Raw genomic sequence first — 26,878 nt, 5'->3', positions numbered from 1 at the left:
CTCGATGATGCGCGCCGGCCAACTGGACGACGCAAGAATGCCGACGCGGATATCCCGCGAGGTGAAGATGCGTTGTTCATGGGTTGACTTCTCTAGGGCTACGCACCACCGGCAGAACCGGCGCCTGCTATCCGAAATGGAATCGCGGCAGGATTTAAGGTGGACGCTCGCCATATATCATGTTGACAAATTTGTCAAGATGTGAAGCGCAACCGAGACGCGCGAGCTTGACGCCCGCGCGCTAATCGGATCGTGCTAGTTCACAGTCTTGCCGGCAGCCGATCGCGCCTGGTCTTCCGCGTGGCGGCGCAAACCAGCCTGCCGAATATCTTCGATGCCAGGCGCCAGTTTCGTCTCGCCCCTGCATTCCGCAAGCAGCTTCAGCAAGTTTCCGAATCCGGCGTGGGCCTCTTCGATACCAACTGATGCTGCATTCGCCTTGGTCGCGTCTTCCCCATGCGGGGATTGCAGCGCGGCTTCGGCGCTCGAAAGGAAAGCCTTCACATGCTGCACTTCAAGCAGAAGTTCGTTGATCTTGGTCATATCATTCTCATCTACGGACGCGGCCACGCAGACGCGCGTCATTGATGATCCGCGGACTCGGCATGAGTGCGCGGGTTTCCAATCCCTGCAATGCAGCAGGGTCATTCGTTGCGTTGAAGAGTCTCGCGCTATGGGTTGCGAGCAAAGCGAGACATGGCCCGAAGGCGATATAGGACTTGGCCTATGTTCTCGTTTTATTCCATCTTCAGCGTACGGTCAAGACTACCGCCACGTTGGGCGACAGCTTTGATTTCGATCGCCGCGCTTTTGGCGCTAACGATCCGGCTGCGCTCCCTCTCGGGCGCCCTTGAGCGTGGTGGCGCAAGCCATCGGCTGGTGAGGCCGGGGGAAATTGGTGACCCGTCATGGATTCGAACCATGGACCTGCGAATTAGAAGTTCGCTGCTCTATCCAACTGAGCTAACGGGCCAATAGGTTAGGCTGCGACAACCGTCTTGGGATGCCTCACCGGCCACGCATAGGCGAAGTTCGGAACGGACATGATGGCGATGCGCTTTCCGTCTTCGAAAAGCTCGTAGCCATTGAAGTCCTCAACAAACGCGCCCACGACGATCTCCTTGCGATGATCGAAGGTGATGACCATGCCCGTTCTGGGGTTTGCAACACCGCGAGGGCGGGGAACATAGAAGTTCAGCCGAACGTCTTCCCGGTCGATGCCGGTCAGCGTCTCAAGGCCGTCGAATGCGCGGCGCAAGAGGTTGTAGCAATAGTCAGTCGTGGGTCGGAGCGGATCGTCTTCTTCGTCCAGTTCAGACTTCAGTTCCGACACCAGCGCCATGGCTCCCGCGATACGGAAAAGCACGTCTGCCATGTCCACGGCTTCGATATGCTGCGCTTCGGTGCGCAAGCCTTCGATAGCATCATAGAACGGGCTGAGGTGGCCATCGTCGCCGCACGTGTCGCGGTCAACCTTATCCATCATCCGCGAGACCATCCCGAACTCCTCGAAAAGCGTCTGCGGATGCGCAGGGAACTTCACGCCGACCATCTGCATGACCGCGATAGCGCGGGTCGACGGCTGCGGCTTGCCGCGCCAGTCCTGCCCGGTCGGAAAATGGAATGAGTGGGCAAACGTGTTGCATGGTGTCAGTTCGCGGTTGGCGAAATACTCGTCGCCATAGAGTTCGATGCGCAGAAGGCGCGCTTCCATCGCCAGCCATTCGAGATAGGCATGACGCGGATCGACTTCATATGCGACGTCCTGGACGATCGCATCAACTACAGTATGCAGTTCGGAATCGGAAAGTTCGGCGACAATAGCGTCGGCATTCGCATGAATGGTCATGGCGTTATGGCTCTCGGTTCTGGACCCGCTTCTGACGGCGGGGGAACATCGCGCTTCTGACGGCGAGGCGTTCCTAAAGCCGGTGACAGACCGGCGGCCGGGGGTTCAGAACCAGCCGAGAGACTGGCAGTACGATTTTAAGGTTTCCCTCTGGACATAGCGCACTCCCCCGGCCTATAAGGGTCGGGTTAGCGCGACCGCCAAGTCGCACTTAAGCGTTATTGACCCCGCCAAGGGTCGCACGCATCGGCAACATGGCGGCGCCAACCGCATGTCTGCCTATCTCGGTCCGGGTTCTGACGCCCACGGTCCAGTCATATCCGATTCACTGTTAACGACAAGTTAATTTCCCTTCGGGGAAGCGCTTTTGCGCGCCTGTGTTGTTTAAGCAACTTGTCAGGTGCCAGGCGCGCGCTATGTCATTGCGTCCTCAAAGCCAGGTATCGGCCTCAGTTCCCTTCCGCTCTTCCACGACAAGCACGACATAATCGGCCATATCGCGCGGGTTGAAGATGCGGTCGACGACCTTCCAAACGTCCCGATTGCCCGGTTCCCGCCTATCTAGTCCCTGCAACACACCGGGATCGACGATCGTGTCGCCGATGGCCGGAAGGAAGCCTGCGAACTCGGAAAGGCTGCAATCATGCGAACCGTCCTCGACATTGCCGGACTTGTCACGGAAGTAAATGCGAATTGTCACGTCTGCCATTGCTGTCTCCTTGATTGCGATTCGTGAACGGTATCACCCGAAAGCATCCATCGCCTCTTCCCATTCGTCCGAATCGTACACGCTGCCAGTGCCGGCAGAACCGCCCAACGATGCGCGCAAAACGGCCATTGCTGCCGCGACCGCTCCATCGATAGAAAGCCAGCGCTTGCCCTTCTTTAGCCGGACCTTGTGGCCGTAGCTGTTCGTTTCGACTTCGCAGTTCGCGACGCAAAAGCGAAGGATCGGGTGACCGCCATGATTGAGCTTACGTCCGACCACAGATCGTTCGAGCTCGGCAATGGCCGGCATCATCGTGAGGGCGCCCTGTCGCATCTCGACGGCAGGCAAGCCATCGTCCTGCAGATTGTTCAAGACGACGCGGGCAAGAGCCGGATCGAACGCGATTTCCTGCACGTCGAACTCGTCGCACAGATCGCGAATGCGCTGCTCGACGACGCGGAAGTCGATCACGTTGCCTTCGGTCGCGGTTATTAGTCCGTCGGCTGCCCAGCGGATATATGGTGCGTCTGAAAGCTCTTGCCGTTCCCGTAGATTGTCTTTCGGGCAGAAGAACCATGGCACGACGATATAACCGCCGTTGTCATCCGGCCAGGCAGCAATGACGACGGTCAAATCACCGCTCGAGCTAAGGTCGACGCCGAGCCAGCACGGCTGGCCGCGAAGCTCGTCCAGATCGATTTCGCCGGCGCCTTCATCGTAAACGGTCATATCGACGAAAGGCGAGGTCGACTTGTCGGCCCAGATATTGAGGTTATACTGTTTGAACGTGTCCAGATCAGACGGCGAATGCTTCGCCTTCGCGGCCTTGTCCATGAAGCCAGGCAGATCGGGATAGCCGTATTTCATGCCGGGATTGACCAGCTTCCATAGCTCCGGATCCTCCCAATCGTCCTTCTCTTCGGCCGCGAAGATGACCGGCAACATGGCCGGGTCGTCGATCTCGCCCTTCTGCACCTTCATGGCGTAGCTGACATAATCCCACGCAAGGTTGTCCTGGCCGCGTCCTGCGGTGGATGCCACGATCATTAGGGTGTTAGGCGTCTTCACCAGTGCGGAGTCGAGGGCTTTCCACAGTTCCCGGCCAGCAATGCCTTTCCAGACGTGAAGCTCATCCGCGATGACCATACGGGGAGTCTTGCCGTGCTGCACGGCGCCGTCGGCAGCGAGGGCCTTGTACTTAGTGGATTTGGCCTTGCATGCGATCAGTGACTTGCTCGGCAGCGGCTTCAATTCCCTGCGCAGACGCGGGTCGTAATCCACAAGCAACTTGGCCTCGTCGTACAACTCCATCGCCTGCTCGTGAGCAGAAGCGGCCGACACCACCAGGTCACCGGGTAGCGCTTCAGGGCCAAGGGTCTGAAGCAGGGTGAGCGCTGCGCACAATGAGGTTTTCCGGGCACCGCGAGGCAGTAGCAGACAGACACGGCGAACGATCCTGTCACCCTCGCGGGCAATCGGAAGGCCGGTATCGTCGAACCTATCGGCAAGGTGACGCGGACCATATATCTTGCGGATCACCCGTTCCTGCCATTCGTCGAGCTGGAACGCGTGACCGGGCATCGGGTTCTTCGGATGCTTCAGGCGGCGCAGCCAGGTCACGGCGCGCTCGCCATATCCGAACGGATCGTCGATCGTCGAGCCGTCATTAATCCAAGAGGGAATCATCGCCATCGGCATCTCCTTGCGCTACGCGGCTTCGGCTTGCGGGTGTCAGGCCTAGTTCGGCCGCCCATCGGCGGGCTTCTGCCGCGGATTCTCGAAGGGTTGTGAATGCCGGGTGACGCTTCAATTCGCCCAGACGGTTTTCGACGTAATCGCCATCTAGCTTGATCCTGGCGCGAGCGATCTTGACGTCGCCAGTTGCCTCGCAATACCGCTCGACGGCTGCCATATCAGCGGGCGACAAAGCGCGCCGATCGACAAGCACGGGCATAACCCGGCGCCATTCAGCTTTCGCCTCGGCGCTCATATCTTTCGGCGCTGGCGGGGCCTTGGTGATGGCATCTGAAACAGGTTTCGGGTCGGCCTTCCGGCCGCGAGTATGATGGCTCATGCGGTGCTCTCCGCCCAAGCGTCTGCCCGAAGCAGGCGCCGCAATCCCGTGTCGTCGTCCTTCCCATCGTCGCTGTCGCCGTGAAACTGGCGATACATTGCCACGGCAGCGTCGAGAACCTGGCCGTGCAGCGTGCCTTCCTTGCGCCAATAGACGCCGACAAGCATGGCCTTCCGCTCGCTTTGGGATACGGTCGCGTCAATCATGGGTGTCCAGACGCGGTGCCTTCCTTCCGGATTGAGGGAAAGAACGCAGCCCTTCATGCCCAGGTCGTCGGTGATGAAATCGAAGTGCGCGATGATCTTGCTGCCGCCACGGTTCGGCTTGCCTTCGACGGTGCGCATGGCAGTGATTTTTACGGTCATAGTGATCTCCTTTCGGGCCGGCATATCGCCGACAAGGTGCGTATGCGGTTAGGTTGCCACGCCCTTCTCGGCGAGGATTTCAAGCCATGCGCGGCGGTCATCCGGATCGTTGATCGCGCGGATATTCCATGCCTCACCATCCTTGGTGAGGATGCGCCACGAGGTCGTCAGCGAGCGTGTCGCGGTGCTCTGACGCACGGTGATGATGGCGGGTTGCTTGCCAGCGAGACGGCCGGCAAAGACCTCTTCACCGCCTCGAAGGTAATGGAACTTTGCCCAGACGCTGGCCTGGGTTTCCCACGGCCCTGCCTGTTCGTTTCCATACCCATCATCAACCATGGTCCTGAACTGAAGGCCGATCTTGCTGCGCAGTTCGCCGGGTGTTGCTGCTGTCGTCGACGCCATCTCAAAACACCCATTCGCGGTAGCTGGAAATGACCTCGGAAGCGCTGATCGGGATATCGTTTAGCGTGCCGGCGAACGTGGTTTCGCGGTGTTCCCACCAGTGCGTTGCCACCATCAAGGTCGCCTGAACCAGATCATCGGGATTTTCCCAATCATCCGGCAGAGGGTCGGCGAGGAATGACAAGACGTATTTATTTGCCGCGTCGACCTTGACTTGCACGGCTTCGTCTTCATCATCGCCATCGATGCGAGCATGTTCCTTGAACTGCTCAAGAGTTATCAAACTCATTGATGCGATCCTTTCGATCTATCAATTTAGGGAATGTCCCAATTCGGAAATAACTGGAAGAATGCGGGACCGACGGTTCCTAGCCGTCGGCCGGGATCTCGACCCCTCCCGCCCCTTCGAGGGGGATGGCATCTTGATATGCGCGGTATCTGGCCATAGCTGCCCGCAGGATGGCTTTGCGCGTGCGCGACTGCTCATCCATCCTCACGCCTGCCTTGTTGCCTGGCAGGCTCAGGTAGAACCGCATGCCGTCACGATGGAAGTAGCGCAGACTGGCATCAATGAACCTGATATCGCCGACGAACACGTCGAACTTGGCAACCTGCACTGTGTCGGCAGAGACATAGTAATGGGGCCTGAAGCCCTCAATCCTGATCATCGCTTCGCCCTTCCGAAAGATCCATCGAAGCGTGCCGTCTTCTTGCCGTGACACGTGGCGCACATCGATGCGAAGTTCGTAGGGTCGAGCCTTCGATGCGGTGCCTTGCGTATGGTCTCTATGTGATCCACTAGGGTAGCAGGATCGCCGCACTCAACGCATGTCGGGAAGTGTGCGAGGTGCTTGGCTCTTGCTGCTCGCCAGTCTGCATCATACCCACGCTGTGAAGCGGTAGGCCGATCTGCATCGGATGCAGCCTTGCGGGCAACGGCGCATACGCACCGCTGCCCAGCCGGGACCACGCGACCGCACGTGCAGATGCGCGGGGTCTTCTTAGGCATTAGGCCACCGGCTTCTGCGCAGCGTGACCGAGCACGGCAGCGACACCGGCAGCGATGGACGTGCCAGACGCCTTGGTCAGGACCGGGCGCACATAGCGTTTGAAGCCGTGGTATCCGACCTTGTAGGTGGAACTGGCCGCAAGGGCGGTAGGCGCATTGGACTTGACCTGATCGGCAGCGACGGCTGCGAAGGTGGCGTTATCATCGGAGTCTTCGAGTGAGACGCCGAACACGCCGGAACCGACAATGGCGCCGGTCTGCACGATGAAGGCCAGGCTGTTAAAGCCAAGGGTGTCAATGCCAGTGCCGTTAACGCTGGCGGCCTGCACGGCGGGATCGATAGAGGTCTTGGCGCCGATATTTGCTGCGATAGAACGCATGAGAATTCCTTCCGAAAAGAGAAAGGGCGACCCGAAGGCCGCCCGTGTAGTGAGGATCAGTCAGAGACCAAAAGCTTAGGAAGCCGGGTTCTTGAGCTTGCGGAACTTGGTAGCCTGAAGCACGGCGCCACCAACGCGGCGGGTCGCGTGGAAGCGGGTCACGCCATCGGTCGCACGAATGTACGGGTTCACGAGGATGGACATGCTCACGCGGTCCACGATGCGATAGCCGGTGAAGTCACCGAAGATGACCGGGCTCTTGTTCGCGCCAATGTCGTCGGCCTCGATCAGTTCGATGACCGGACGGCCAAGGATCGTTTCGGGCTGGCCGAGCGCGACAGACTGCTGCCACAGAAACTGGCCGGAAGTGTCCTTCAGCTTGCGAGCCGCTGCCAGGGTCTTGCTGTTCATCCCCCACGTGCCGTTCGCGCGGTAGGCCGCCGGCAGATCGTAGTAGATGTTGATGAAGTCCTCGAAGCTGATCGCGGAAGCGGCACCAGCGGCGTAAGGCGTGATTGCCGGATCGACAAACAGGCCCTTCGGCTGATTGCTGCCCGTGCCCGTGAGGAAAGCAGATGCTTCCTTCTGGCCGAAGTCTTCGGCAAGCGCCAGGCGAACTTCCTGCTCAGCCGAGCCGGCCGAGTCGGCAAGCAGCTGGTTGGAAATGTCGACGTAGGTCGTCAATTCGTTGACCGGGATTTCGGCCTGGCCGAAGGTCGGCTCCGAAGCTTCCTGCGGCTGGGTTTCGCCCTTCCATTTGGCGGCGGTGACCGAGTTGCGGGCCGGATAGATGACCGAAGGCGAGCCGGTGGAACGAACGCTGGCGTAGGCGCGGATCGGGGAGAACTGCACCAGGTTGCGAACGAACTCGGTCGACATTTCGGCCGGTGCGAGGTATCCGCCCTGCGGATCGCTTGAAACCGTGAGGGTCTTCAGTTCCTCCGGGCCGGCCTTGTCGCCGCTGCGCAGATAGGACTCGAAGGACTTCTGTTCGTCCGTCGGCTCCTTGTCATCCTTTGCGCCCTTGTTGATGTTCGGGCGGTTCAGCTTCTGCTCGATCTGGTCGATGCGTTCGCCGAGCTTCTTGTCTGCTTCGGCCTTGGCCTTCACTTCCGTGGTCAGGGCGTCGAGCGCGGTCTTGACCTCGACGGCCGGGTCGACATCGCCCTCAGACTTGGTTTCGAGAGCGGCTTCGAAGGAATGTGCGAGATTGGACATATTCAACCTTTCATAGATGCGCGGGCCGCGTTCAAAACGTCGGCGATGGCGCGCAGGGTATCGGGGGTATTGGATTTGACGGCGGTGACGTTCGCCGTGGGCAGCATGCCGAAGGTGACAATGCTGATTTCGTGGAGCTCGACTTCATCGAGAAGCCGAACACCCTTCGTCTTATCCAGACGTGACGCCTTGGTGCGGTAGCCGATCGACAACGTGTCGAGGGCGCCAGCCTTCATGAGCGCATAGGTCTCGCGACCCTTCACCGTGTCCAGGATCAACTTGCCCTTGACGCGCAAGCCGGTTCCGTCCTCGGCGATGTCCGTCCAGATGCCGACGGGCTCCGATCGGTTGTGTTCGCGGAGCATCTTGACGCGGCCAGCCGGTCGCGCTCCAAGACTTTTCGTGAAGGCGCCGATCTGCACCGCATCGCGGCCAAGGTCGACTTCTCCGAACCGACTGGCATAGCCTTCGAACGATCCATCTTCCGCGATGGCCTTCGTATCGAGGGCGATCTGCACGCCGGTTTCATAGGTGACGGTGCTCACGCAACGGCCTCCTTTGGTGGTTTGTTGTTGTCATTGGCCGGTGCTGGGGCGCCCGCCGTGGTGAATGGCGATGACAGGGTGTTGCCGTCCGGAAGAGCCGGAAGGTTTTCGCGGCGGCGCACGTCGTTGGCGGTCATGACGCCGGCAGATCGATACTGCTGGTATGCCGTCGCACGGGCCGCGCTATCACCGCGAAGCAGATCGTCGACGATGAAGTCGACCGAGTGCGTCTTGCGGTCGTCCTTGGCGATCAGGCAGCGGCGGTATGCGTCAATCCATGCCCGAAGCCATGGGAGCAAGCACAGTTGCAGGAACTGCAGATTCTGCTGTTCCGTGTTCGCCATCGTGCCCTTGGAAAGCTCCTGCAGCATGGTGATAGGGACGCGCGTCAACCGGGCGATTTCCCCGATTGCGAAGATCCGCTGTTCGTTGTGCTGGCTTTCGACCGACGTGAAGGCGATAGGCGTGTACTTGCCTTCGTTGTCGAGCGGGGCAACGCCACCCGAGTTCGAACCGCCGTGCGCCTTGCGCCATGCATCGCCAGCGCGCTTCAAAGCATCCGGCTTCAGCATGCCCTTAAAGGACAGGATGCCGCCCGGTCTGCTGTTGTTGCGCATGAGGTTCGCGGCCGTCCGTTCAAGCAGGATGGCAAGAGAAATGGCCTCACGGCCAGATCGGATCAGGCCAAGACCGCGCTTACCGTCGACGGATGGCGCTTGCAGATGAATGATCTCATCCGCCCGCTTTGGTTCTTCGCCAATCTTGTATTTCGGCTCGCCCAGGTCCGTCCACTCAACCGAGATGTTCGACCGCGGAATATGGATGATCTCTTTCGGCTTGCCGCCAACCTTGTTCACGTAGCCGAAGCCGTCGCCCCACATGATGGCGTCGATCGTGATGACCTCGCGAACCTTGCCGGCAGACATCCAATCGTTGGCGTCGTCGTGCACGAGCACATAGGCGTCGTGCTCTTCATCCGGTTCCTTGCTGTCGCCGTCGCTTTTGAACACCTTCGCCGGCAGGGTCGCGACGGTCTCGGCAATCGTGCGGACTGCGCAGTTTACGGCCGGAACGCGCATGGCGCTTTCGGCATTGACCGCAACGCCATTCGCCGTGATGCCGAAGGGGGCAGTCAGATTCTCCCAGCTTTCCGACGCGGGGTCGGTCAGTTCTGCCTTCGCTTCGATCGGGATGATTTCAGCGTCGGCGCTCTTTCTTGAAAACCATCCCATTAGGCTGCTACCTCGAATGGAAAGGTTCGACGTTCGAGCGCCGGGGGCAGTAGCGACCGGATCGCATGCGAGATGCGAAACAGGACACGGCCGGGCAAAGTGCGGGTCTCGACGATATCGCCGCAAAGGTGCGGCTGCCACTGTTCGCCGCCTGGCGTGAATGCCAGTTCGAGCGGGTCATCATCATTGGTGGAAACCCGAATGACGATGGCAGGACGGTCGCCGGAAACAACGCTGATCGCGCTGTGATAGGCGAATTTGCCCTTCAGGCCGGTATCGAGTTCGACAAGTGCGCTCAACATGCGGGTGATGAACTTCAGTGCATCACCTTCGCCGTGCTCGCTCTCGTTCTGATATGCGACCAGGCGCGCGACCGTGGCAGATACATCGCCGTATGAAGCTCCGGACAGATGGCCGAGAAGGATCATGATGGCGTGCTCGATTTTGATCGTAGGCCGGTTGGAACCGCCCTCGCTCTTTGGCAGCATGCCCGCCTCTTGGAGGCGTCTAGCTACTGTTTCAAACCGGCCATGTGAGGCGCCGGTGGTATCAGCAAGAATGCTGACCGCATCGGATAGGTGCATGGGACACCCCCTTTCTATTTGTGTGAATGTTCAACGGGCTCGTAAGCCAAAAAACGGCAGCCCGACCCGCTGCACAGTAAGGACGCTGGTTTCGGGTCGGGCTCGATCGACCGGCATAGGACTGCCGGGATTGCTGCGGCGCCAGTACATCCGTGGTCGCCGCCCAATGGGTCGCGCGCTGACAAAAGCCATATCGGCCATGCTTGACCGGGAGGAGACCGGCGCGCGCGAATTGGCGATAGGTGCAACTCGGTGAGCGCGCCTATCGGTCAGATCGGTGACAGCGATCTGACAATGAAAAAGGGCCGCTTGCGCGACCCTCGAATTCTCTTCCGTTTATAACCGCCCGTGCGGGAGAATGGGTACCGGCTAGGCGGCGACCGCTTCCACGGGCTTTTTCGGCGCCTTGTCCTGCGGCCAGCACGACTCGAGTTCGGTGAAGCCGAGAAAGACAAGCGCACGACCGGCGCCCGATGCTCCCTTCGGATTTCCGACGCCATGGTCAGTGCCGATCTGCTGAAGGGTGTGACCATCTATGACGGCCGCCTCAAAGGCGCGGCAAATCAGACCGAGCCGGGACCGCAACCATGCCAGTTCGGCTTCGGCATCAATCTTCCGGTTGATCGCCTCATCGCCCATGAAAGGCTTGGCGACCGGGCTTGCCAGTCCCTTGCCCTTGAACGTGACCACCTTGCGTTTGGCTGAGGTCTCGACGTTCGCCTTCTTGCCAGTGACCTGTTTCACTTCTTTGAACTTTAGCCGGCCGGTGCTTTCGTCCAGTTCCGATCTATGCACGAGATAGACGTTATCGGCCATATCCTTGCCCACGAGGTCGACGACGGCCGATGTTGCATTGTGCAGCTGCCGATACCGGATGGCGAGCACGAGCTTGTCGAGTTCGTCTTCCGTCTTCAGGAGCTTGGCGAGCGGCCAGTCTTGGTTGTCATTGTCGTGGCTGGCGTCAAAGCGGTTCGACGAATACCAGGATTTGCTGCGAGCGATGAAGGCGTCGATCTCTTCCGGCGTGCTGTCTGCCGTGATGGGTGCGGGAGGATTTTCGCCGGGGAAGGATACCTTTATGCCTGGCGCCCGAATGCGGGTCTTAGGTGGAGACCATTCGCCATCGCGAGCGTCAAGCTGATCTGCGGCCGAAAGAGAAAGGCCGCGCCGGTCCAGAACCGGCACGTCGTCATTAGCGTGTTCCAAGCTGTCACCTTTGGATAGAGAGAATTCGCCGTCGAGACGGCATGGCTGATTTTCGAGGTACAATTCCCACCTTAGAACATTTTAACAAATTTGTCAAGATGGTTATTGACTTGCGAGGCGATATGTGCATGTGCGCTGCGGTTAAAGCGGGTTGCCAGGCTCGATGCGCCTCACGTCGAGCTCCATCGAAAGGCTGCTGGTGCCGCCGTTGTATGCCTCGACGATGTAGTGAAGCTCGCCCTCGTCATCCTTGGCGATGCCGATCACCTTGCACCGTTCCCATGAGGGTTTCATGCCGGTTGCTGTCTTGGTATAGGTCTGGCGCTCTGCGATGTAGGGGGTAGGTAGTGCGAACATATTTCCATTTTCCGTTTCTCTCCTCTGGTTGATGTTGGGTGTCCTGATCTTTGTCAGGTGAGCCCGATATGGTTTTGGTTATTGCGCAGCGAAGCTTGCCAAGCCCGATCGAAGTCAAGCACGTTGAGAGACTGGTGGCAGGCTCGCCAGATACTAAGCGTGACGGCTTCCCGCTTCGTCGGCTCGCCATATAGGCGCTCAAACTCCTTGACCGTCTTGCGCAAGGTCGCTTCTGTGCCTTCCGCGCGCTTCCGCAGGCGATCGTTCGGAGGATCTCGGTCGAGGCCGGCATATTTGAAGCCGTCCAGCGCGTCGTAGTATTTGCCGACCGCGATGCAGATCAGCATGTTTCTGTGTGGCCGGGTTCCCGGTTTGGGTTCCTTCTGCATGATATCTTTCTCGTGTTCGATATTCTGCGTCACTTCACCTATCATGCTGCACACGACACCTGCGTCACCCTTATAAAGGGGGTGACGCAAGTGACGCAGTGACGCAAAAGCAATGATTTCAACAACTTGCCGCCTTGCGATTTTGAGGTGACGCAAGGTGGCGCAAGGTGGCGCAAGGTGACGCAGATCAGGTGTCGTGAGCCCACTCGCCGACGACGATGTGAGGCTTCATTTTCCTGTTGCCGTCTTCCTTATCGACCTTCTTCAGGGCGCCGGACTTTACCCAGATCTTCAACAGTTCCTTGATCCGTGCCTTGGCCTTCTCGTCGGTCACGTCGAGGCCAAGAGCTTCCGCCACGGCCTTGCCAACCCAGTTGTCGGCCTGGACGTTCTCTTTGTAGTAACCGACATGAACCACCCGCTGCACGGCCAGCAAGTCGGAGACCTGAAGCCCCTCGGTTGCATTAGGCCACCGCCAAAGCGTGGCGACGCCGACGTTGTCTGAGGGCATGTCGTTCGTGGCGTTGCCCAGGTCATGACCGACCATCCGATACCACGTCGATTTGTCGGATGGCGGGGCAAGGTTTGACTTGGCGTCCGTCTCGCGGAAGTGAAGGCGCCGGTTATCAACGCTCGCCTTGCCCGCTTCATCCGCCGTCATCGGATTCAACACGCGAGCTGCGCGCGCTGCGCCGATCAGGGACACGGCACCACGAGCGCTTTCGGCCGTGACTTCCTGCCCGCCAACCTTCTTTGCATGATGCACAAGATCGATAGAGCAGTTCGTTCGGTCGGCGATCGTCGCCCATGTCTGCTTCACCACGGCATCCATCGCCATGTTGTCATTTTCCGAGACCGCATGCGATGACACGAAAGGGTCGACAATCATCACGTCGATACCTTTCGACCTGATCTCTTCGACAAGAGCGTCGACAACGGGAACCGCTATCTGTGCGCCGTCTTTAGTCTGCTTCGCGGTGATTAGCGGCATAGTGCGACCGCTATTTACGAAAAGCATACCTTCGATCTCATGTCCGGTTATACCGTGATGAATGCAAGCGGCAGCTAGACGGCGGTCTAGCTCTTCCTGCGGATCTTCACCATTCCAAAGCCAAACCCTTGACCGGTGAAAGACCTTCATCCCGAAAAGTTCGCGGCCTGTTGCCATGCAGAGCGCTTCCCCCATCCCGAGACTGGTCTTGCCCACGCCCCCCGGTGAAATCGTCACCGAGACGAACTTGCGGATATAGTGCTGACCGTACAACCACTGGCGCGGCGGTATCGATCTCGGGTCAGGAAGCTTCCATGGAGTTGCGGCTATCGGTCGAGAAGCATTGTTGTCATTTGCCGGTTCGAGCTTCTTAAACGGCTCAGCCGGATCGTTGCGTACTGCCAGTTTCGGCAATGGTGCCATTAAGCGGCCTCCCTATCTGCGAAGTCTTTTCCCTGTTCCGCCGGGGCAGTGAGTGTGACTTCACGGCCAGCAGCATGCCATCGTTCTCCGACGACATTGGCCGCTTGGATGCCTGCGCGGTCATGATCCGCGAAGACGGTCAGGGCTTCGACGTGAGGCAATACGGGAAGGCCGGCAAGACCACCGGCGGTCAGTCCTGCCCAGATCGGGCGAAAGTCGGAAGCAAGGGCGGTTTCGATGCCCTCGGCGATACCAAGGCCGAAAGGGGCCTCAAGCTCATAAAGGCGCACGACGGCGCCCTTGGCGCGCCCACGCATCTTCTTGTCAATCTTCCGGCCCTCAGCGTCCAGAAAGGTCCGGTGCACGCCGCACGGTTCCCCTGTCAGCGCATCGGTCATGAGCGCAACCATGGAACGGCAGGTAGGTCTAAATGCGAGCGCTTCGCCGTCGTAGGACAGGCCACGCGACTCGAGGTAGACTTCGGCAAGCGTGCCTTTGAGCGGCACGGTCGATTCCCAGATGCGGCGGGCGTCATTGATACGGCGCTGCACGTCGATCATATCGGAGAAGTCAGGCAGGGGGGTAACTTGAACCGCTGGCCGTGCGTCACTAATGCCGAGCCTGGCCTTAACGTGGTCTCGGCAATCTCGGAAGTCGTCTTCGGCAAAGCTGTTTGTCGTGAATGTCCCGTCTGCATTGAAGGTGACGGAAAGCGATCGGTCGCGCTTGCTGTGGCCGGGGCCAGGGCATGAGACACGGTTCCTGCTGCCGCGAAGAACTTCACCGCCGAGCAGGATGGCGGCTTGTTTAATGTCGATCTGCATAAGGGGCGACTGCCTCCATGGCCAGTGTTGCGAGTTCGTCGGCGACAGCCGGCGGAAATGTGATGGCGGCACCGCCTGCGAACTGAGGTCCGTAGACACGTATGCCGGTTGATCCTCTGACCATCTTCAGGTCGTAGGCTTTGATGCCGAGCGGCAATTCAGCATCGAACCGAGCGATGTACTTTCCGCCCGGTGGCGCCGGTCGAATGGATAGAATTCTCATGATGTCTCCAATTGATTTGATGCCTTCGCCTCAACGCGTGTCGCGATACCAGACCGTGATAGAGAGACCTTGGTATAGCTCGTTCGGATCGCCTACCGAGCACATGGCCGGGGTCATGGAGATGACTTCTTTGCCCTGATCGTCTAGCCAGTCGTTCACTTGCTCTTCTAGCCGTTGAAGGCCCTCCCATCCCGATCCGTAGAAAATCTTGATCGAGGTATCATGTGTGGCTTTGGTCCTTGCCATGCATCTTCCCTTCCTATTGGGTCATAGACGTGCGGAAACACCCCAAATCCGTTTTGCGGATGGGGTCGTAACCTGTTGATATGTGGTGTTGACAAAGTGGGACGTTTTGCAGAAAAACGAGCCTAGAACAACGAAACCGTACAGACTACGAATCTGGGGGTCAGGAGTTCGAATCTCTTCGGGTGCGCCATTTTTCCCAAGAAAAGCAATAATTTACCGGATGCTTGTAGAGCGCTGCGATTGCTACGGTGAGGCGGGGGCAAGCGGATGCTCCGTTGCTTCAGGGATCATTTTTCCCACCCTGTAATGCCATGCAAGAGCGTGCCTATATTACAGATTCGTTCATGTGACGTGTGTCCATAGTCCGGCCCCGCGAGCGCCCTGCGGATGTTCTGCAAGTTGATATGCGCGTTGCGAAGGCTGGGGATTCATGGCCCATCCGCAGTTGGGTATGGTGACGACCTTGCCCTGACTCGCGCCTTTGGCTGCTCAGGTTCGTCGAGGGCTTGTCAACTTATATATTGACAAAATCGCACGTTATGTATATAAATACATTGACGATTTAGCGAATTACGTCAACATATGAGTTTACAATGACCGTTAAACAGACCGTCCGCCAGCAATATCAGGAAATCGTAGACCTTGCCCAGTCCAAGGCCGAAGACGTCCGTGTTCCCGCTGAAGGCTGGATTCGGACAGTCCGGAAAGCCCTTGGAATGTCGGGAGCCCAGCTCGGAAAGCGAATGGGGCATACCCGCGCTCGCGTTGCTCAGGTCGAAAAGGCGGAGCTTGAGGGCGGCGTTACCCTGAAATCCATGCAGGCGGCCGCCGAGGCGATGGGATGCCGTTTCGTCTATGCCATCGTCCCGCCAGTCACCGTCGAGAATGTAATCATCGAGCAGGCCAGGAAAAAGGCGCTCGCGACCATTGGCATTGCCAGCAAACACATGGCGCTGGAAAACCAGGCCGTGCAGGACAGCCGCACCCAGCAGGAGGTCGCCCGTCTTATGAACGAGCTGATCTATCAAATGCCTTCCGATTTTTGGGAGGATAAGTGACGATCAAGCACGAATATCGCGAAGGCGCGACGCCTCTCGACCCGAATGAAATCGGTGGGCTGAAATACAAACACATCACAACGCAAGGCGAATTGGACGAGCTGGAGCAGGCCAACATCGCGTCCGGGCTACGTTGGCTTGCCCGCATGCGGCGCAAAGACATCCTCACCGATGACTTCGCAATCGAGCTCCATCGCCAGCTGTTTTGGTGATGTTTGGAACTGGGCGGGCACCTTCCGAAAGACAGGAAAAAACATAGGCGTCGATCCGATCCAGATCGGAGTTCAGCTGCGTGGCCTGATGGACGATGCTCAGTACTGGGCCGCGCATGATACCTATTCGCCCATCGAGGCAGCCGTTCGCTTGCATCATAAGCTGGTGTTCATTCACCCGTTTTCGAACGGTAATGGCCGCCATGCGCGGATCCTGGCGGATGTCGTCCTCGGTAAGGTGTACGGGGTCGATCCTATCGACTGGACGGCGCGCTCGGACCTTCAGAAAATGAATGAGAGACGCTCAGCGTACATAGCGGCGCTGAAGGCGGCGGACGCCCACGACTTTGGCCCGCTGCTCGGTTTCGTCGGTCAAGCTGCCGAGACAGGCTAGAGCGACGATTGTTACCAGCCTCTGTTCATTTTTCGGATGAAGCTGTCACTCACGTACAATAATCGTCAACGGAATGCGACGATGATCGATGAGCGCTGCTTCCTGGCCGAAAGGAAAGGATAAGGCTGCCCTACAGAGAATCGAGAAGGGCGATCCGGGTTGCGCCATAGGGGCTGTATTCGAGGTCGCCGCGATAGTAGGCATCCGGCTGTTTGGTGCCGACCAGGCGACGCTCGCCACAGGGCTATCCGCCAACACCCCGACCCTGGCCCTTCTGCCCAAGTCCGTACGCCCATCCGGAAAGAAGGTGAAGGATGACTTCTAAGAGCGACTATCAGGAAGCCTTCGTCTGGGTGTGGTTGCCTCACTCAACAGAACCGGTGGTGCCTGGCTGTCTAGCGCGCGATGAATGTGCGGACTGCCGGCTTCTCCTTTGTGTCACCTCCCGCGCAACTGAGGGAGCGTCGTCATGATCGTTTCCTCCAGCTCGCTGCAGTCCGATATGCCGCTCAGAATATTGCTGCGGAGGTGTTGCAGCGGCAGCAGGAATTGCAGGCCCTTGATTTGGGGCGGCAGGTGAAGGCGCTCGCGGAAGTGGAGGGTACGGGGGAGAGGCAGGCGCTGGATGTGAAAACGCTGCGCGAGCAGCGTGTGCAGGAGGGGGCATGAGCACATGCCGACGCGCACTCTCGACATGAAGTCGAAGGGGCGCGGGCGGCGGTGCGGCGCGCCAGACCGGCATCGGGATCGGTCGGGGCCGATGAAGAAGCCGCCATGCGAGAGCGACACATTATGCACCGCACTTTTTGAACAGACGCTTGCCCGGTTTACCCGTACTTTAATGCCACTCTGTAACGCTCTTGGCCGGCGTAGCGGCAGGGAGGCCTACAAACGCGCAGGGGAGGCCGTGAGCGGCCGCTTCGCCCAATTCCGCCAGCATTCGTGCCCTTCGTATGATTGTCATCGGGAATTCGGCTGCGGCCCTGACCGTCTCCGACTTTACGGCAGGTGGCTGAAGCGGGCGATTTGCGCATCCTTCATGAGGCTGCGAAAATTGGGCCCACTGACATGCACGAGTGTCTTGTGGTCACCGCCTTCGAAATAGACGTCGCTCGCGTCGCCGAGGCTTTCGTCGAGGATCACGGGCACATCGTAAGCGGGTCCGATGGGTGGTACCGCGCCAATGTCGCAATCCGAAAAAAGCGAGCTAACCTCCTCCTCCGAGGCGAGGCCGAGACGCCTGTTCATCAGATCCTGCAATGTGGAGAGCTCGATCCGGTGTGTGCTCGGAACAACGGCTAGAACATACCCCGTTTCGTGATGTACGACCACGGATTTGGCCAGCCTGCTGCCCGGAATATGCGCAGCCTGCGCCGACTGGCTGGTTGTTGCTGTGCGGTGATGAGCGACGGTGTCGTAAGCGATACCCTCACCGGCGATATAGTCCTGAAGTTTTCCCGCGATCGTCATCGTAGGCACTCCCTATGTTTGCCTGGGATGCATAAGGGACATTTTCCTCTCATCATCCGGGAAGTCAACGGCGAATGGACGGCCGCAAAGTGTAAGCGGTTGGGAGACCATCTTTTTACGGCCGTCGATCAACTTGCTTAGCTTCGCGCAATCTTGCGCATGTATCTGCGTTCTGCGCCGCGATGGTGCGGGGAGAGAAATATGAAGGCGAGAACCCAGGTTGTGATTTCGATGGTGGGGGTCGCGGTCATTCTTGCCGGATGTGTCACCTATGCCGACAAGCCGGTTCTCTATCCCGTCGGCAGCCCGGTCAATCCGCCATTCGTTGCCCACGTCATGTGCATCGGCGAAGCCAATGCGATGTATGGCGAAGCAATGCAGCAATATAAACTGCGTGCACAGATGACTGGCGATTATGACAGCGCCGAAGCGGAAGCGCTCTCACGCGGCGCTGCGCGCAGGCAGTATGACGCCTGCGCCTCGTCCGAAGGCTATCGCGCGGTCTACGATCGATAGGGCAGTCTGAAACGCTCTCTTTGACGGTAGGGAAACCGCTTACTGGCCTGTGTGGCAGCATCTGCCTGCGGCCGTCGATAAAAATCTTGCCTGCATGTGTTGCACTAAGTGCAAAAATGCAATAGATATAAAAGTGCAATAATTGAAAGGATAGGATCCCATTCAATTGGGGTGAATGACCTGGACACGCTGCGCGGGCTGATGGCGTCTTGGAATTGTCTGGAGGCGATGCCTGGCAGGTAACGACGTTGCATTTCAAAAGTGGGCCAATCAACATGACCGCAGACATTGCATGCTCGGATTTCCTGCATTTCTTCCGTTCGTGGATCAGCAATCCACTTCGCGTCGCTGCAATCGCTCCCTCCGGGGTTTCGCTTGCCAAGCTGATGACGAAGGAAATCGCGGCGCTTGACGGGCCGATCATTGAACTCGGCCCTGGTACGGGTGTTTTCACGCGGGCGCTGCTTGCGCGCGGCCTCAAAGAGGCGGATTTGACGTTGATCGAATATGGCCCCGAATTCATCGATGGCCTCAAGACCCGCTTTCCGTCCGCCCGTGTCCTTCAGATGGATGCGGGGCATTTGGCACAGGCCGGAATCTTCCAAGGCGAGCCAGTCGGGGCGGTGGTCAGCGGCTTGCCGCTGCTTTCGATGTCGCCGCGCAAGATCACCGCCATTCTCGCCGGCGCCTTCACCTACATGCGGCCTGGGGGTGCGTTTTACCAATTCACTTACGGCCCACGCTGCCCTGTGCCGCGGCCCATCCTCGACCGGATGGGGCTCAAGGCAACGCATATCGGCGGCACGATGCGAAACCTGCCGCCTGCCGCAGTTTACAGAATTTCGCGCCGCAAGCCGCTTGGGCTCTCGCGGGAGCGCTTCAAATATCGTAGCAGGGAAGCGGAGATGGAAACGGCCGCAGGAGAGACTGGCGGCTGATGCAATCGGACGCAAATGGCTGAATCGAAACAGACCAGCACCGCTGAAGGGCGCCGCGAGCGCAAGCGGCGCCAGACGCGCGAGCGCATTGAGCAGGCGGCAATGACGCTGTTTCTCGAACGCGGCTTTGATGCAACGACGATCGAGGACATCACGGATTCCGCCGACGTGTCGAAGCGCAGCTTTTTCGATTATTTCCCCTCCAAGGAAGAGGTCGTCTTCGCCTGGCAGGATTCCTTTGCCGACCGTCTGATGGCTGCCATCGCCGCAAGGCCAAAGAACGAGTCGCCCCTGAAGGTCGTTGAAGAAGCAATCGTGGAAACCGTCGCCGCTTCCGCCGACGAACGTGGGCTCGCCCTTGGTGAACTCATCCGTCGCACGCCCGTGCTGAAAGCGCGCGATCAGATGAAATATGCAAAACTTGAGCAGAAGCTGACCGAAGCATTGGTCGCAAGAGGCGGCGAAGGGAAGGAAGTGCGGGCGCGCATGCGGCTTCTCTCTGCGATTGTCATCGGTGCATTGCGTGTCGGCGGCGAACGCTGGCAGGAGCGTCCGCCAGAAGGCCCCCTCGAGGCCTTTGCGAGGGAGCTTTTTGCGGATCTTTGGAAGATGCTGGCGGATTTTGGCGACCAAGCGAAAAATCAGCGTTAGGCTATCGCACTTTACCGGAATGATTTTTTGACCAGCTGATCAAAATTGCTGGAAAATGAGGCGCCTTCGCAAGATTGCGCGTGGAGCCATGCGTAAGGTGCATTGCTGCATTGCGGTAATAACCCTATTCTCGATCAAATCAATCGGGTATTTATAGCTTCGTAAGTAGCGCACTCCTCCTCCCAGCGCTCTTACGCAGACTGGTAACACTCCTCCTCCCAGTTGCCAGTCAGGATCAAGAGCCCGGTGCACCTCCTCCCGCGCCGGGCTCTTTTCTATTTCAGCCCTGAAATCAGTCCGCCCATCTGTTGCGAGGCTAACGGCTGCGTGCCTTATTTGACTCCCCTTGCGCCCACGGCTTATTTGAGCAGCAGCAGCCGTAGAGCGTTCAGCCAGGCGTCGATGTTGGAGTAGGGGATGTTTGACGGATCGGGGGCCATGCGGAAGATGCTTGCGAGCCTGACGCTTGCTGCCTTCCTGTTATCGGCCTGCGGCGGACGGCACATCGGCGTGATGACGCCGGTAGGATCCGTGCAGCCGGGCACGTCGAAAGTCGATCTTCTCGTCGCAACCACGCGCGCACAGGACAAGGATCCCGCCGTCCTCTTTTCCGGCGAGCGCGGCACCGGTCTGATGGTCAATGCGGTCAACGTTTCGATACCGCCGGATGCCAATCGCAAGATCGGCCAGGTGCAATGGCCGAAGCGCCTGCCGGCAAATCCGCTTCGCGATTTCGTTACCGTGTCCGTCGATCCGCTGGAAGGAGAGCAGGCGGGCGAGGTCTGGCTGAAGAGCCACATGCCGAAGAGCCGCCGCGTGCTGGTCTTCGTCCATGGCTTCAACAATCTCTACGAGGATTCCGTTTACCGCTTCGCGCAGATCGTTCACGATTCGCATGCGGACGTGGCGCCGGTCGTCTTCACCTGGCCGTCGCGCGGAAGCATCTTCGACTATAACTACGACAAGGAAAGCACGAATTATTCCCGCGATGCGCTGGAAGAGCTGCTGCGCCGCACGGCCCAGAACCCGGCAGTCAGCGATATCACCATCATGGCGCATTCCATGGGCACTTGGCTGACCGTCGAGGCGCTGCGCCAGATGGCGATCCGGGACGGACACGTTGCAAGCAAGATCAACAACGTCATCCTTGCCTCACCCGATCTCGACGTTGATGTTTTCGGGCGGCAATTCGTAAGCCTCGGCGAGGAGAGACCGCACTTTACCATCTTCGTTTCGCGCGACGACCGCGCGCTGGCGCTTTCGCGCCGCATATCCGGCAATGTCGATCGCCTCGGCCAGATCGATCCTTCGGCGGAACCCTATCGCAGCAAGCTCGAGGCGGCGGGCATCACCGTCCTCGATCTCACCAAGCTCAAGGGCGGCGACAGGCTGAACCACGGCAAATTCGCCGAAAGCCCGGAAGTCGTGAAGCTGATCGGCGACCGGCTGATCGCCGGCCAGACGATCACCGATTCGCAGGTCGGTCTTGGCGAAGCGGTCGGTGCGGTCGCGATCGGTGCCGCGCAGACGGTCGGCAGCGCGGCCAGCGTTGCCGTCAGCACCCCGATCGCGATCTTCGATCCGCGCACCCGCCGCAACTATGATGCCCAGTTGAAGCGCTTCGGCCAGTCGGTGGAAAATACCGCGGGCTCGGTCGGCGATACGGTCGGTGCCGGTTTGCCGACACAATAAAATTCCTCATAGGCATTCATCTCATTCTGATATATCACAACGCAAAGTCGTGCCGGTAAAGCCTTGCTTTGATGGATGATGATATGACGAATGAGAGGAAGCAGACCGTCGCCGTTGTCGGCGCAGGCGTAATCGGCGCATCGATCGCCTTCGAAATGCAGCAACGCGGTTTTCAGGTGACGCTGATCGACAAGGGCGAGCCGGGCCGTGGCACGTCCTACGGGAATATGGCGAGCATCGCGCTCGATTTCACCGCCGGTTCTGGTCCGGCGACCTGGAAGAAAATTCCCCGCTGGCTGATGGATCCCGAGGGGCCGGTCTGGCTGCGTCCGTCTTACGCACCGAAAATGCTTCCATGGTTCCTGCGTTTCATCGCTGCCGGCCGGCCGTCCCGTCTGCGCGGGATCGAAGATGCAGGCATGAACCTGACCCGCCGGGCGCTAGGCGATTTCCGGACCATGCTTTCTGCAATCGGCGCACCGGAACTCATGACGGAGGAGGGCTGCCTCGCCATCTATGAGACGGAAGCTGAATTCGCCGCCGACCGCGGCCATATCGAGTTAATGCAGCGCTATGGCTTCGATTTCGAGATCTTGAACAGCGGCGCGATCCGCCACTACGAGCCGGAACTTTCGCCCTCGATCGCCAAGGCCGTGCTTTTGCCGGACAACAAATCGATCCGTGATCCCTACCAATTGGTGGTCAAGCTTGCGGACGCCGCTCAGGCGGCGGGCGCGCGCTTCGTTTCAGGTGTCGTGCGCAATATCGAACGCAAACCGGCGGGCGATGCTGTCGTGCTGCTCGAGGACGGCGGCCGCATCGAGGTCAACTCCGTGGTACTGGCAGCCGGTGTGCACACGCGCGAGCTTGCCGCAAAACTTGGCGAGCCGATCCCGCTGGAGACCGAGCGTGGCTATCACACGCAGATCATGAAGCCCGGCATCTCGATGCGGTATTCGATCATCTGGCCGCATCGGGCTTTCATGGTGACGCCGACGGCCGGCGGCATTCGCGTCGGCGGCAACGTCGAACTGGCGGGTCTTGACGCGCCGCCGGATTTCCGCCGCCCGCGATTGCTCGTGCGCCATGCGCAGCGTGCGCTGCCCGGTTTGAAGATCGAAGAGGCAACCGAATGGATGGGCCATCGCCCGGCGCTGCCGGATACGATCCCGATCATCTCGCCATCATCGAAGATACCGGGGGTCTGGTATGCAACCGGCCACGGCCATCTCGGCCTGACGCTTTCGGCGACGACAGCGCAGCTGATCGCCGATATGGTGATTGGGGGCAAACCCACGGTCGACATGACCCCCTTCCGCATAACCCGATATTAGGAGGAACCGATGTCCGATAGCATGAAGCCCGTAGCGCTGATCACCGGTGGCGGTCGCGGCATGGGCGAGGCGATTGCCCGCGAACTGGCCGTGCAGGGCTATCGTCTGGCGCTGATGTCGCCCTCCGAAAGCTGCGAGAAGTTGGCCTTCGAGCTTGGCGGCGTTGCCTCGCGCGGCGTGGCGGAAAAGGCCGAAGACATCCAGGCGATTTTTGACCTGACGATGAAGACCTATGGCCGCATCGACGCTGTCGTGAACCACACCGGTCATCCGCCGAAGGGCGATCTCCTGGATATCACTGATGAGATGTGGACCCTCGGTTCCGACATGATGATCCTGTCGCTGGTGCGCATGGCCCGCCTCGTGACGCCCGTCATGCTCAAGCAGGGCAAGGGCGCTTTCGTAAACATCACGACCTTCGCCGCCTATGAACCGTCACTGATCTTCCCCGTTTCCTGCACCTATCGCGCGGCGGCAGGCGCCTTCACCAAGCTTTATTCGGATCGCTATGCTGCGGATAATATCCGCATGAACTGCATCCTGCCCGGTTATATCGACAGCCTTAACCACAAGCCGGAAACCGCTGACAAGATCCCGATGAAGCGGATCGGCCATATGGAAGAAATCGCAAAGACCGCAGCTTTCCTGCTTTCCGACGGCGCGGGCTACATCACGGGTCAGAATATCCGCGTCGATGGCGGCGTCACGCGTCACGTTTGATAGGAGTATAAAATGAGGTGGAAGCGTACCATCCAGCTTCTGGACGTCCACTGCGAAGGCGAGATCGGCAAGGTCGCGATTGGCGGTCTGCCGAAAATCCCCGGCGAGACCGTTGCCGCGCAGCTTCACTGGTTGAATACCGACCCCAAGGGCACCGAGCTTCGCCGTTTCCTCTGCCTCGAGCCGCGCGGCGCGCCGATCGGGTCCGTCAATCTGCTCTTGCCCGCCAAGCATCCCGATGCCGATGCAGCCTTCGTCATTCTGCAGCCGGATCAGGCGCATGCGAGTTCGGGCTCGAATTCGATTTGCGTCACCACCGCGCTGCTCGAATCCGGCATCGTCGAAATGAAGGAACCTGAAACGATCGTTACCCTGGAGACTGCGGCCGGTCTGGTAAAGGCGCTGGCAACCTGCCGCGATGGCCGCTGCGAGAAGGTGCAGCTCACAATGGTTCCGGCTTTCGTCCATCAACTGGACGTCGAGATCCAGACGCCGCATTGGGGCAAGGTCAAAGCGGACATCTGCTATGGCGGCATCTTCTATGCACTGATCGATGTCCGCCAGATCAACCTGACGATTGAGAAGACGAATGCCGCAGGCCTCGTTCAGGCAGGAATGATCCTCAAGGAGATCATCAATCGCGACATCCCGGTCGTACATCCCGAAATTCCAGCCATCTCCGGTGTTGCCTATGTGATGTTCCGCGATACCGAGCCGGATGGCGCGGTGCGTACCTGCACGACCATGTGGCCCGGCCGTGCCGACCGCTCGCCCTGCGGCACCGGCAGCTCGGCGAACCTGACTGCGCTCCATGCGCGCGGCATTGCCAAGGTCGGCGATATCTTTAGGTCACGCTCGATCATCGGCTCGGAATTCGAGGTTGGCTTGCAAGCGGTCACCGAAGTCGCAGGCCGCCCGGCCATCATCCCGACGATCACCGGCCGCGGTTTCACCTTCGGCCTGTCTCAGGTGGCGCTCGACCCCTTCGATCCGCATCCGGATGGCTTCGCGCTGACGGATGTCTGGGGGCCGCAGGCGGGCGAGATTTAAGCGTTAATAGTCGAAAGGCTCGACCTCGGCCTTGGCGCCTTCGCCGGCAGCCTTCGGGTAGACGACGCCTTTGCGCAGGATGATATTGGCGTAGAGACGCGGCTCGCTTGTCTGAATGACGGCGTGGGCGGCGCGAACGCGGCTATAGAAATCCTGGCCGACGAGCGGCGTCACCTGGCGATGCGGCTCGTGCTTGGCGCAGCAGTCGATCATTTCCTCGTGCACGGGATCGAGCTTGTCGCGCTCGGCTTTGACGGTCGAGCGGAAGATCGCTTCCGGCACGAAATCGTCGATCGGCAGCACGCTCAGAACCGCGTCGAGCACCGGTACGACGCCGTGGCCGTCGAGACGGATCAGGCGCCGCCCATGCTCGACACCCGGATAATTGCCGTCGACGATGGCGATCTCGTCGCCGTGGCCCATCTCGCGCAGCGTCGAAAGCAGTTGCGGACTTAAGAGCGGATCAAGTCCCTTCAGCATTTTCGATCTCCTTGAAAAGCACATTCTGGTCGGTCAGATAGCGCGCAAAAATCGGCAGGCTCGCGCCACCGATCGCGCGCGCTTGCGCCCCCACCACACCCTCGATGATCTCTGGCATCACTACACCCTGGAGGTCGAGTTTCGCGGCCTCGCGGATCGTTGCGCTTACGATACGCTTGCGCACCCAGCCGGGGAAGCCGCCATCGATGACGGCTGCGCTGAAATCGATGATCGAGGCAGCAGCAACGATCGCCTGCGCCAAGGCTTTCGCGGTGTCCTGGATCCAGGTCTCCATCGGCGCGCCGAAATCCACCCAGTCGTCGGCGGAATACCAGAGCGGCTCAGGGTCGATGCCTTTCTCGCGCAGCATGTTTTCGAGCACGAAGATCGAGGCAATATCGAGAAGCTGGCGGTTCTCGCCGTTCTTGCCGCGTACCGGAAGCGGGCCGATCGCGCCGGCAGTGCCGGTTCGGCCGGAGAAGATCGCCGAATTGAGGACGATGCCGCCGCCGATGAACGAGCCTATGAAAAGATAGACGAAATCCGGGTAGGATGGGCCGACGCCGAAGACGAGCTCAGCGCCACAGGCGCTGGTCGCATCGTTTTGCAGATAGACCGGATGTGAAACGCGCGCGGCAACTTCGGCCTGCAGGTCGAACCCGCGCCAGACTTCCATCGCGCCCTCCGGCGCGCCGACCTCGTCTGCCCAGTTCCAAAGCTCGAAGGGCGCGGCAATGCCGATGCCTGCGATCCGGCTCCGTTGCCTCTCGTCGAGCCTGCTTTCAAGCTCCCGGATGCCGGAAATGATGAAGGCGAGAATTTCGTCTGGTTGGGGATAGGCATATGTCCGGTGCAACTGCATGCGGATGCGCCCGACGAAATCCATCAAAACCAGATCGGCGCTGCGCCGGCCCATCTTTACGCCGAAGGAATAGACGGCGTCGGGATTGAGGTGCATTGGGATCGACGGCTGTCCGACGCGGCCGCGAACGGGTTCGCCTCTTGAAAGCACCCCCTCCCTCTCCAGTTCCCTCATGATGACGGAAACGGTTTGAGCAGAAAGGCCGCTGCGGCGTGCGATGTCGGCCTTCGAAAGCGAGCCGTAGAGGCGCACCAGCGAAAGGACCAACCGCTCGTTATAAGCGCGCACCCTGACCTGGTTCGCGCCTCCCGCCGGATTGAGAATAGGTGGTGTGCCCGGCGCGTGCGTCGGACCGTCCAAGGACGACATTGGGCCACTCCTCCCGTTCATTGGCCTATGCCTGATTTGTTCAACATGCCACATGGAATTAATAATTCAATTGGATTTATTTATTGACAAGCGAATTTCTTTT

General features: G+C 59.4%; 37 protein-coding genes and 1 tRNA gene. 11 read left to right on the top strand and 27 right to left on the bottom strand.

Annotation, left to right across the window (positions count from 1 at the left end):
- Positions 1–255 precede the first annotated feature (255 nt).
- The 23 genes from ACZ9DP_RS33310 to ACZ9DP_RS33200 all read right to left on the bottom strand — a co-directional run bounded on the left by ACZ9DP_RS33310 (position 256) and on the right by ACZ9DP_RS33200 (position 15,029).
- Positions 256–543 carry a hypothetical protein gene (locus ACZ9DP_RS33310; RefSeq protein WP_476204882.1) on the bottom strand — a complete coding sequence of 96 codons (288 nt, stop codon included), beginning with the start codon at positions 541–543 and terminating at the stop codon, positions 256–258.
- A 353-nt stretch (positions 544–896) separates the two neighbouring features.
- Positions 897–973 (bottom strand) — tRNA-Arg (locus tag ACZ9DP_RS33305).
- Positions 974–979: 6 nt separating this feature from the next.
- Positions 980–1,849: a hypothetical protein gene (locus ACZ9DP_RS33300; protein ID WP_476204881.1), complete on the bottom strand. Its 870-nt coding sequence runs from the start codon at positions 1,847–1,849 to the stop codon at positions 980–982.
- Positions 1,850–2,279: 430 nt separating this feature from the next.
- Complete coding sequence (locus ACZ9DP_RS33295; RefSeq protein ID WP_476204879.1) at positions 2,280–2,558, bottom strand: hypothetical protein; 279 nt, start codon at positions 2,556–2,558, stop codon at positions 2,280–2,282.
- Between the two features lie 33 nt (positions 2,559–2,591).
- Positions 2,592–4,244, bottom strand: coding sequence for a terminase large subunit (locus tag ACZ9DP_RS33290; RefSeq protein ID WP_476205518.1), 1,653 nt, complete (start codon positions 4,242–4,244; stop codon positions 2,592–2,594).
- The gene (locus ACZ9DP_RS33285; protein ID WP_476204877.1) at positions 4,225–4,632 is read right to left on the bottom strand and encodes a phage terminase small subunit P27 family; all 408 of its coding nucleotides are present in this window, start codon (positions 4,630–4,632) and stop codon (positions 4,225–4,227) included. The genes ACZ9DP_RS33290 and ACZ9DP_RS33285 overlap by 20 nt, the downstream gene beginning before the upstream one ends.
- Positions 4,629–4,997 (bottom strand): hypothetical protein, encoded by a 369-nt coding sequence (locus tag ACZ9DP_RS33280; RefSeq protein ID WP_476204876.1) that lies wholly within the window; start codon positions 4,995–4,997, stop codon positions 4,629–4,631. The genes ACZ9DP_RS33285 and ACZ9DP_RS33280 overlap by 4 nt, the downstream gene beginning before the upstream one ends.
- Positions 4,998–5,045: 48 nt before the next feature.
- Complete coding sequence (locus ACZ9DP_RS33275) at positions 5,046–5,402, bottom strand: phage head closure protein (protein ID WP_476204875.1); 357 nt, start codon at positions 5,400–5,402, stop codon at positions 5,046–5,048.
- 1 nt (position 5,403) lies between these two features.
- Entirely contained in the window at positions 5,404–5,691 is a 288-nt protein-coding gene (locus ACZ9DP_RS33270; protein ID WP_476204874.1) for a head-tail connector protein, read from the bottom strand.
- A 79-nt stretch (positions 5,692–5,770) separates the two neighbouring features.
- Positions 5,771–6,070: a hypothetical protein gene (locus ACZ9DP_RS33265; protein ID WP_476204873.1), complete on the bottom strand. Its 300-nt coding sequence runs from the start codon at positions 6,068–6,070 to the stop codon at positions 5,771–5,773.
- Positions 6,067–6,411: an HNH endonuclease gene (locus ACZ9DP_RS33260; RefSeq protein WP_476204872.1), complete on the bottom strand. Its 345-nt coding sequence runs from the start codon at positions 6,409–6,411 to the stop codon at positions 6,067–6,069. Before ACZ9DP_RS33260 ends, ACZ9DP_RS33265 begins: the two co-directional genes overlap by 4 nt.
- On the bottom strand, positions 6,411–6,791 hold the full coding sequence (locus ACZ9DP_RS33255) for a hypothetical protein (protein WP_476204871.1): 381 nt from the start codon (positions 6,789–6,791) through the stop codon (positions 6,411–6,413). Before ACZ9DP_RS33255 ends, ACZ9DP_RS33260 begins: the two co-directional genes overlap by 1 nt.
- A gap of 75 nt (positions 6,792–6,866) precedes the next feature.
- Positions 6,867–8,009 carry a phage major capsid protein gene (locus ACZ9DP_RS33250; protein WP_476204870.1) on the bottom strand — a complete coding sequence of 381 codons (1,143 nt, stop codon included), beginning with the start codon at positions 8,007–8,009 and terminating at the stop codon, positions 6,867–6,869.
- A gap of 2 nt (positions 8,010–8,011) precedes the next feature.
- A complete protein-coding gene (locus ACZ9DP_RS33245) occupies positions 8,012–8,554 on the bottom strand; it encodes an HK97 family phage prohead protease (protein ID WP_476204869.1) in 543 nt (180 codons plus the stop codon).
- Positions 8,551–9,786: a phage portal protein gene (locus ACZ9DP_RS33240; RefSeq protein WP_476204868.1), complete on the bottom strand. Its 1,236-nt coding sequence runs from the start codon at positions 9,784–9,786 to the stop codon at positions 8,551–8,553. The genes ACZ9DP_RS33245 and ACZ9DP_RS33240 overlap by 4 nt, the downstream gene beginning before the upstream one ends.
- Positions 9,786–10,274, bottom strand: coding sequence for a hypothetical protein (locus ACZ9DP_RS33235; RefSeq protein WP_476204866.1), 489 nt, complete (start codon positions 10,272–10,274; stop codon positions 9,786–9,788). The genes ACZ9DP_RS33240 and ACZ9DP_RS33235 overlap by 1 nt, the downstream gene beginning before the upstream one ends.
- A 465-nt stretch (positions 10,275–10,739) precedes the next feature.
- Complete coding sequence (locus ACZ9DP_RS33230) at positions 10,740–11,576, bottom strand: hypothetical protein (protein ID WP_476204865.1); 837 nt, start codon at positions 11,574–11,576, stop codon at positions 10,740–10,742.
- Positions 11,577–11,717: 141 nt separating this feature from the next.
- Complete coding sequence (locus ACZ9DP_RS33225; RefSeq protein WP_476204864.1) at positions 11,718–11,933, bottom strand: hypothetical protein; 216 nt, start codon at positions 11,931–11,933, stop codon at positions 11,718–11,720.
- 53 nt (positions 11,934–11,986) lie between these two features.
- A complete protein-coding gene (locus ACZ9DP_RS33220; protein WP_476204863.1) occupies positions 11,987–12,478 on the bottom strand; it encodes a hypothetical protein in 492 nt (163 codons plus the stop codon).
- A 31-nt stretch (positions 12,479–12,509) separates the two neighbouring features.
- The gene (locus tag ACZ9DP_RS33215) at positions 12,510–13,736 is read right to left on the bottom strand and encodes an AAA family ATPase (RefSeq protein WP_476204862.1); all 1,227 of its coding nucleotides are present in this window, start codon (positions 13,734–13,736) and stop codon (positions 12,510–12,512) included.
- On the bottom strand, positions 13,736–14,560 hold the full coding sequence (locus ACZ9DP_RS33210; protein WP_476204861.1) for a DUF7146 domain-containing protein: 825 nt from the start codon (positions 14,558–14,560) through the stop codon (positions 13,736–13,738). Before ACZ9DP_RS33210 ends, ACZ9DP_RS33215 begins: the two co-directional genes overlap by 1 nt.
- On the bottom strand, positions 14,544–14,783 hold the full coding sequence (locus ACZ9DP_RS33205; protein ID WP_476204860.1) for a hypothetical protein: 240 nt from the start codon (positions 14,781–14,783) through the stop codon (positions 14,544–14,546). Before ACZ9DP_RS33205 ends, ACZ9DP_RS33210 begins: the two co-directional genes overlap by 17 nt.
- A gap of 30 nt (positions 14,784–14,813) precedes the next feature.
- Positions 14,814–15,029: a hypothetical protein gene (locus ACZ9DP_RS33200; RefSeq protein WP_476204859.1), complete on the bottom strand. Its 216-nt coding sequence runs from the start codon at positions 15,027–15,029 to the stop codon at positions 14,814–14,816.
- A gap of 593 nt (positions 15,030–15,622) precedes the next feature.
- Here ACZ9DP_RS33200 and ACZ9DP_RS33195 point away from each other — a divergent pair.
- The 4 genes from ACZ9DP_RS33195 to ACZ9DP_RS33180 all read left to right on the top strand — a co-directional run bounded on the left by ACZ9DP_RS33195 (position 15,623) and on the right by ACZ9DP_RS33180 (position 17,018).
- On the top strand, positions 15,623–16,087 hold the full coding sequence (locus ACZ9DP_RS33195) for a mobile mystery protein A (protein WP_476204858.1): 465 nt from the start codon (positions 15,623–15,625) through the stop codon (positions 16,085–16,087).
- Positions 16,084–16,299, top strand: coding sequence for a hypothetical protein (locus ACZ9DP_RS33190; RefSeq protein WP_476204857.1), 216 nt, complete (start codon positions 16,084–16,086; stop codon positions 16,297–16,299). Before ACZ9DP_RS33195 ends, ACZ9DP_RS33190 begins: the two co-directional genes overlap by 4 nt.
- A complete protein-coding gene (locus ACZ9DP_RS33185; RefSeq protein ID WP_476204856.1) occupies positions 16,259–16,693 on the top strand; it encodes a mobile mystery protein B in 435 nt (144 codons plus the stop codon). Before ACZ9DP_RS33190 ends, ACZ9DP_RS33185 begins: the two co-directional genes overlap by 41 nt.
- A gap of 88 nt (positions 16,694–16,781) precedes the next feature.
- Positions 16,782–17,018 carry a hypothetical protein gene (locus ACZ9DP_RS33180; protein WP_476204854.1) on the top strand — a complete coding sequence of 79 codons (237 nt, stop codon included), beginning with the start codon at positions 16,782–16,784 and terminating at the stop codon, positions 17,016–17,018.
- A 113-nt stretch (positions 17,019–17,131) separates the two neighbouring features.
- On the opposite strand, the gene ACZ9DP_RS33175 is transcribed toward ACZ9DP_RS33180, so the two are convergent.
- Positions 17,132–17,482: a hypothetical protein gene (locus ACZ9DP_RS33175; RefSeq protein WP_476204853.1), complete on the bottom strand. Its 351-nt coding sequence runs from the start codon at positions 17,480–17,482 to the stop codon at positions 17,132–17,134.
- 210 nt (positions 17,483–17,692) lie between these two features.
- Entirely contained in the window at positions 17,693–18,163 is a 471-nt protein-coding gene (locus tag ACZ9DP_RS33170; protein WP_039843771.1) for an aminoacyl-tRNA deacylase, read from the bottom strand.
- A gap of 201 nt (positions 18,164–18,364) precedes the next feature.
- Here ACZ9DP_RS33170 and ACZ9DP_RS33165 point away from each other — a divergent pair, with 201 nt between their 5' ends.
- The 7 genes from ACZ9DP_RS33165 (at position 18,365) to ACZ9DP_RS33135 (ending at position 25,064) form a co-directional block, all read left to right on the top strand.
- The gene (locus tag ACZ9DP_RS33165) at positions 18,365–18,679 is read left to right on the top strand and encodes a hypothetical protein (protein ID WP_476204851.1); all 315 of its coding nucleotides are present in this window, start codon (positions 18,365–18,367) and stop codon (positions 18,677–18,679) included.
- A 275-nt stretch (positions 18,680–18,954) separates the two neighbouring features.
- Complete coding sequence (locus ACZ9DP_RS33160; protein WP_476204850.1) at positions 18,955–19,617, top strand: class I SAM-dependent methyltransferase; 663 nt, start codon at positions 18,955–18,957, stop codon at positions 19,615–19,617.
- A 15-nt stretch (positions 19,618–19,632) separates the two neighbouring features.
- Entirely contained in the window at positions 19,633–20,268 is a 636-nt protein-coding gene (locus tag ACZ9DP_RS33155) for a TetR family transcriptional regulator (protein ID WP_476204849.1), read from the top strand.
- A 438-nt stretch (positions 20,269–20,706) separates the two neighbouring features.
- A complete protein-coding gene (locus tag ACZ9DP_RS33150) occupies positions 20,707–21,960 on the top strand; it encodes an alpha/beta hydrolase (protein ID WP_239599631.1) in 1,254 nt (417 codons plus the stop codon).
- An 83-nt stretch (positions 21,961–22,043) separates the two neighbouring features.
- Complete coding sequence (locus ACZ9DP_RS33145) at positions 22,044–23,294, top strand: NAD(P)/FAD-dependent oxidoreductase (protein WP_476204847.1); 1,251 nt, start codon at positions 22,044–22,046, stop codon at positions 23,292–23,294.
- A 9-nt stretch (positions 23,295–23,303) separates the two neighbouring features.
- Positions 23,304–24,014, top strand: a complete 711-nt coding sequence (locus tag ACZ9DP_RS33140) for an SDR family oxidoreductase (RefSeq protein ID WP_476204845.1) — start codon at positions 23,304–23,306, stop codon at positions 24,012–24,014.
- 12 nt (positions 24,015–24,026) lie between these two features.
- Positions 24,027–25,064 carry a proline racemase family protein gene (locus tag ACZ9DP_RS33135; RefSeq protein ID WP_476204843.1) on the top strand — a complete coding sequence of 346 codons (1,038 nt, stop codon included), beginning with the start codon at positions 24,027–24,029 and terminating at the stop codon, positions 25,062–25,064.
- A gap of 3 nt (positions 25,065–25,067) precedes the next feature.
- Here the strand turns inward: ACZ9DP_RS33135 and ACZ9DP_RS33130 are convergent, their stop codons facing one another.
- Together ACZ9DP_RS33130 and ACZ9DP_RS33125 are read right to left on the bottom strand one after the other, a co-directional pair.
- Entirely contained in the window at positions 25,068–25,544 is a 477-nt protein-coding gene (locus ACZ9DP_RS33130) for an RbsD/FucU family protein (protein WP_074066502.1), read from the bottom strand.
- Positions 25,528–26,775 (bottom strand): ROK family transcriptional regulator, encoded by a 1,248-nt coding sequence (locus tag ACZ9DP_RS33125; RefSeq protein ID WP_074066503.1) that lies wholly within the window; start codon positions 26,773–26,775, stop codon positions 25,528–25,530. The genes ACZ9DP_RS33130 and ACZ9DP_RS33125 overlap by 17 nt, the downstream gene beginning before the upstream one ends.
- Positions 26,776–26,878: the final 103 nt, after the last annotated feature.

Source organism: Rhizobium sp. USDA 4016 (genome assembly GCF_056279705.1).
This window is presented reverse-complemented; position numbering and strand designations above follow the sequence as displayed.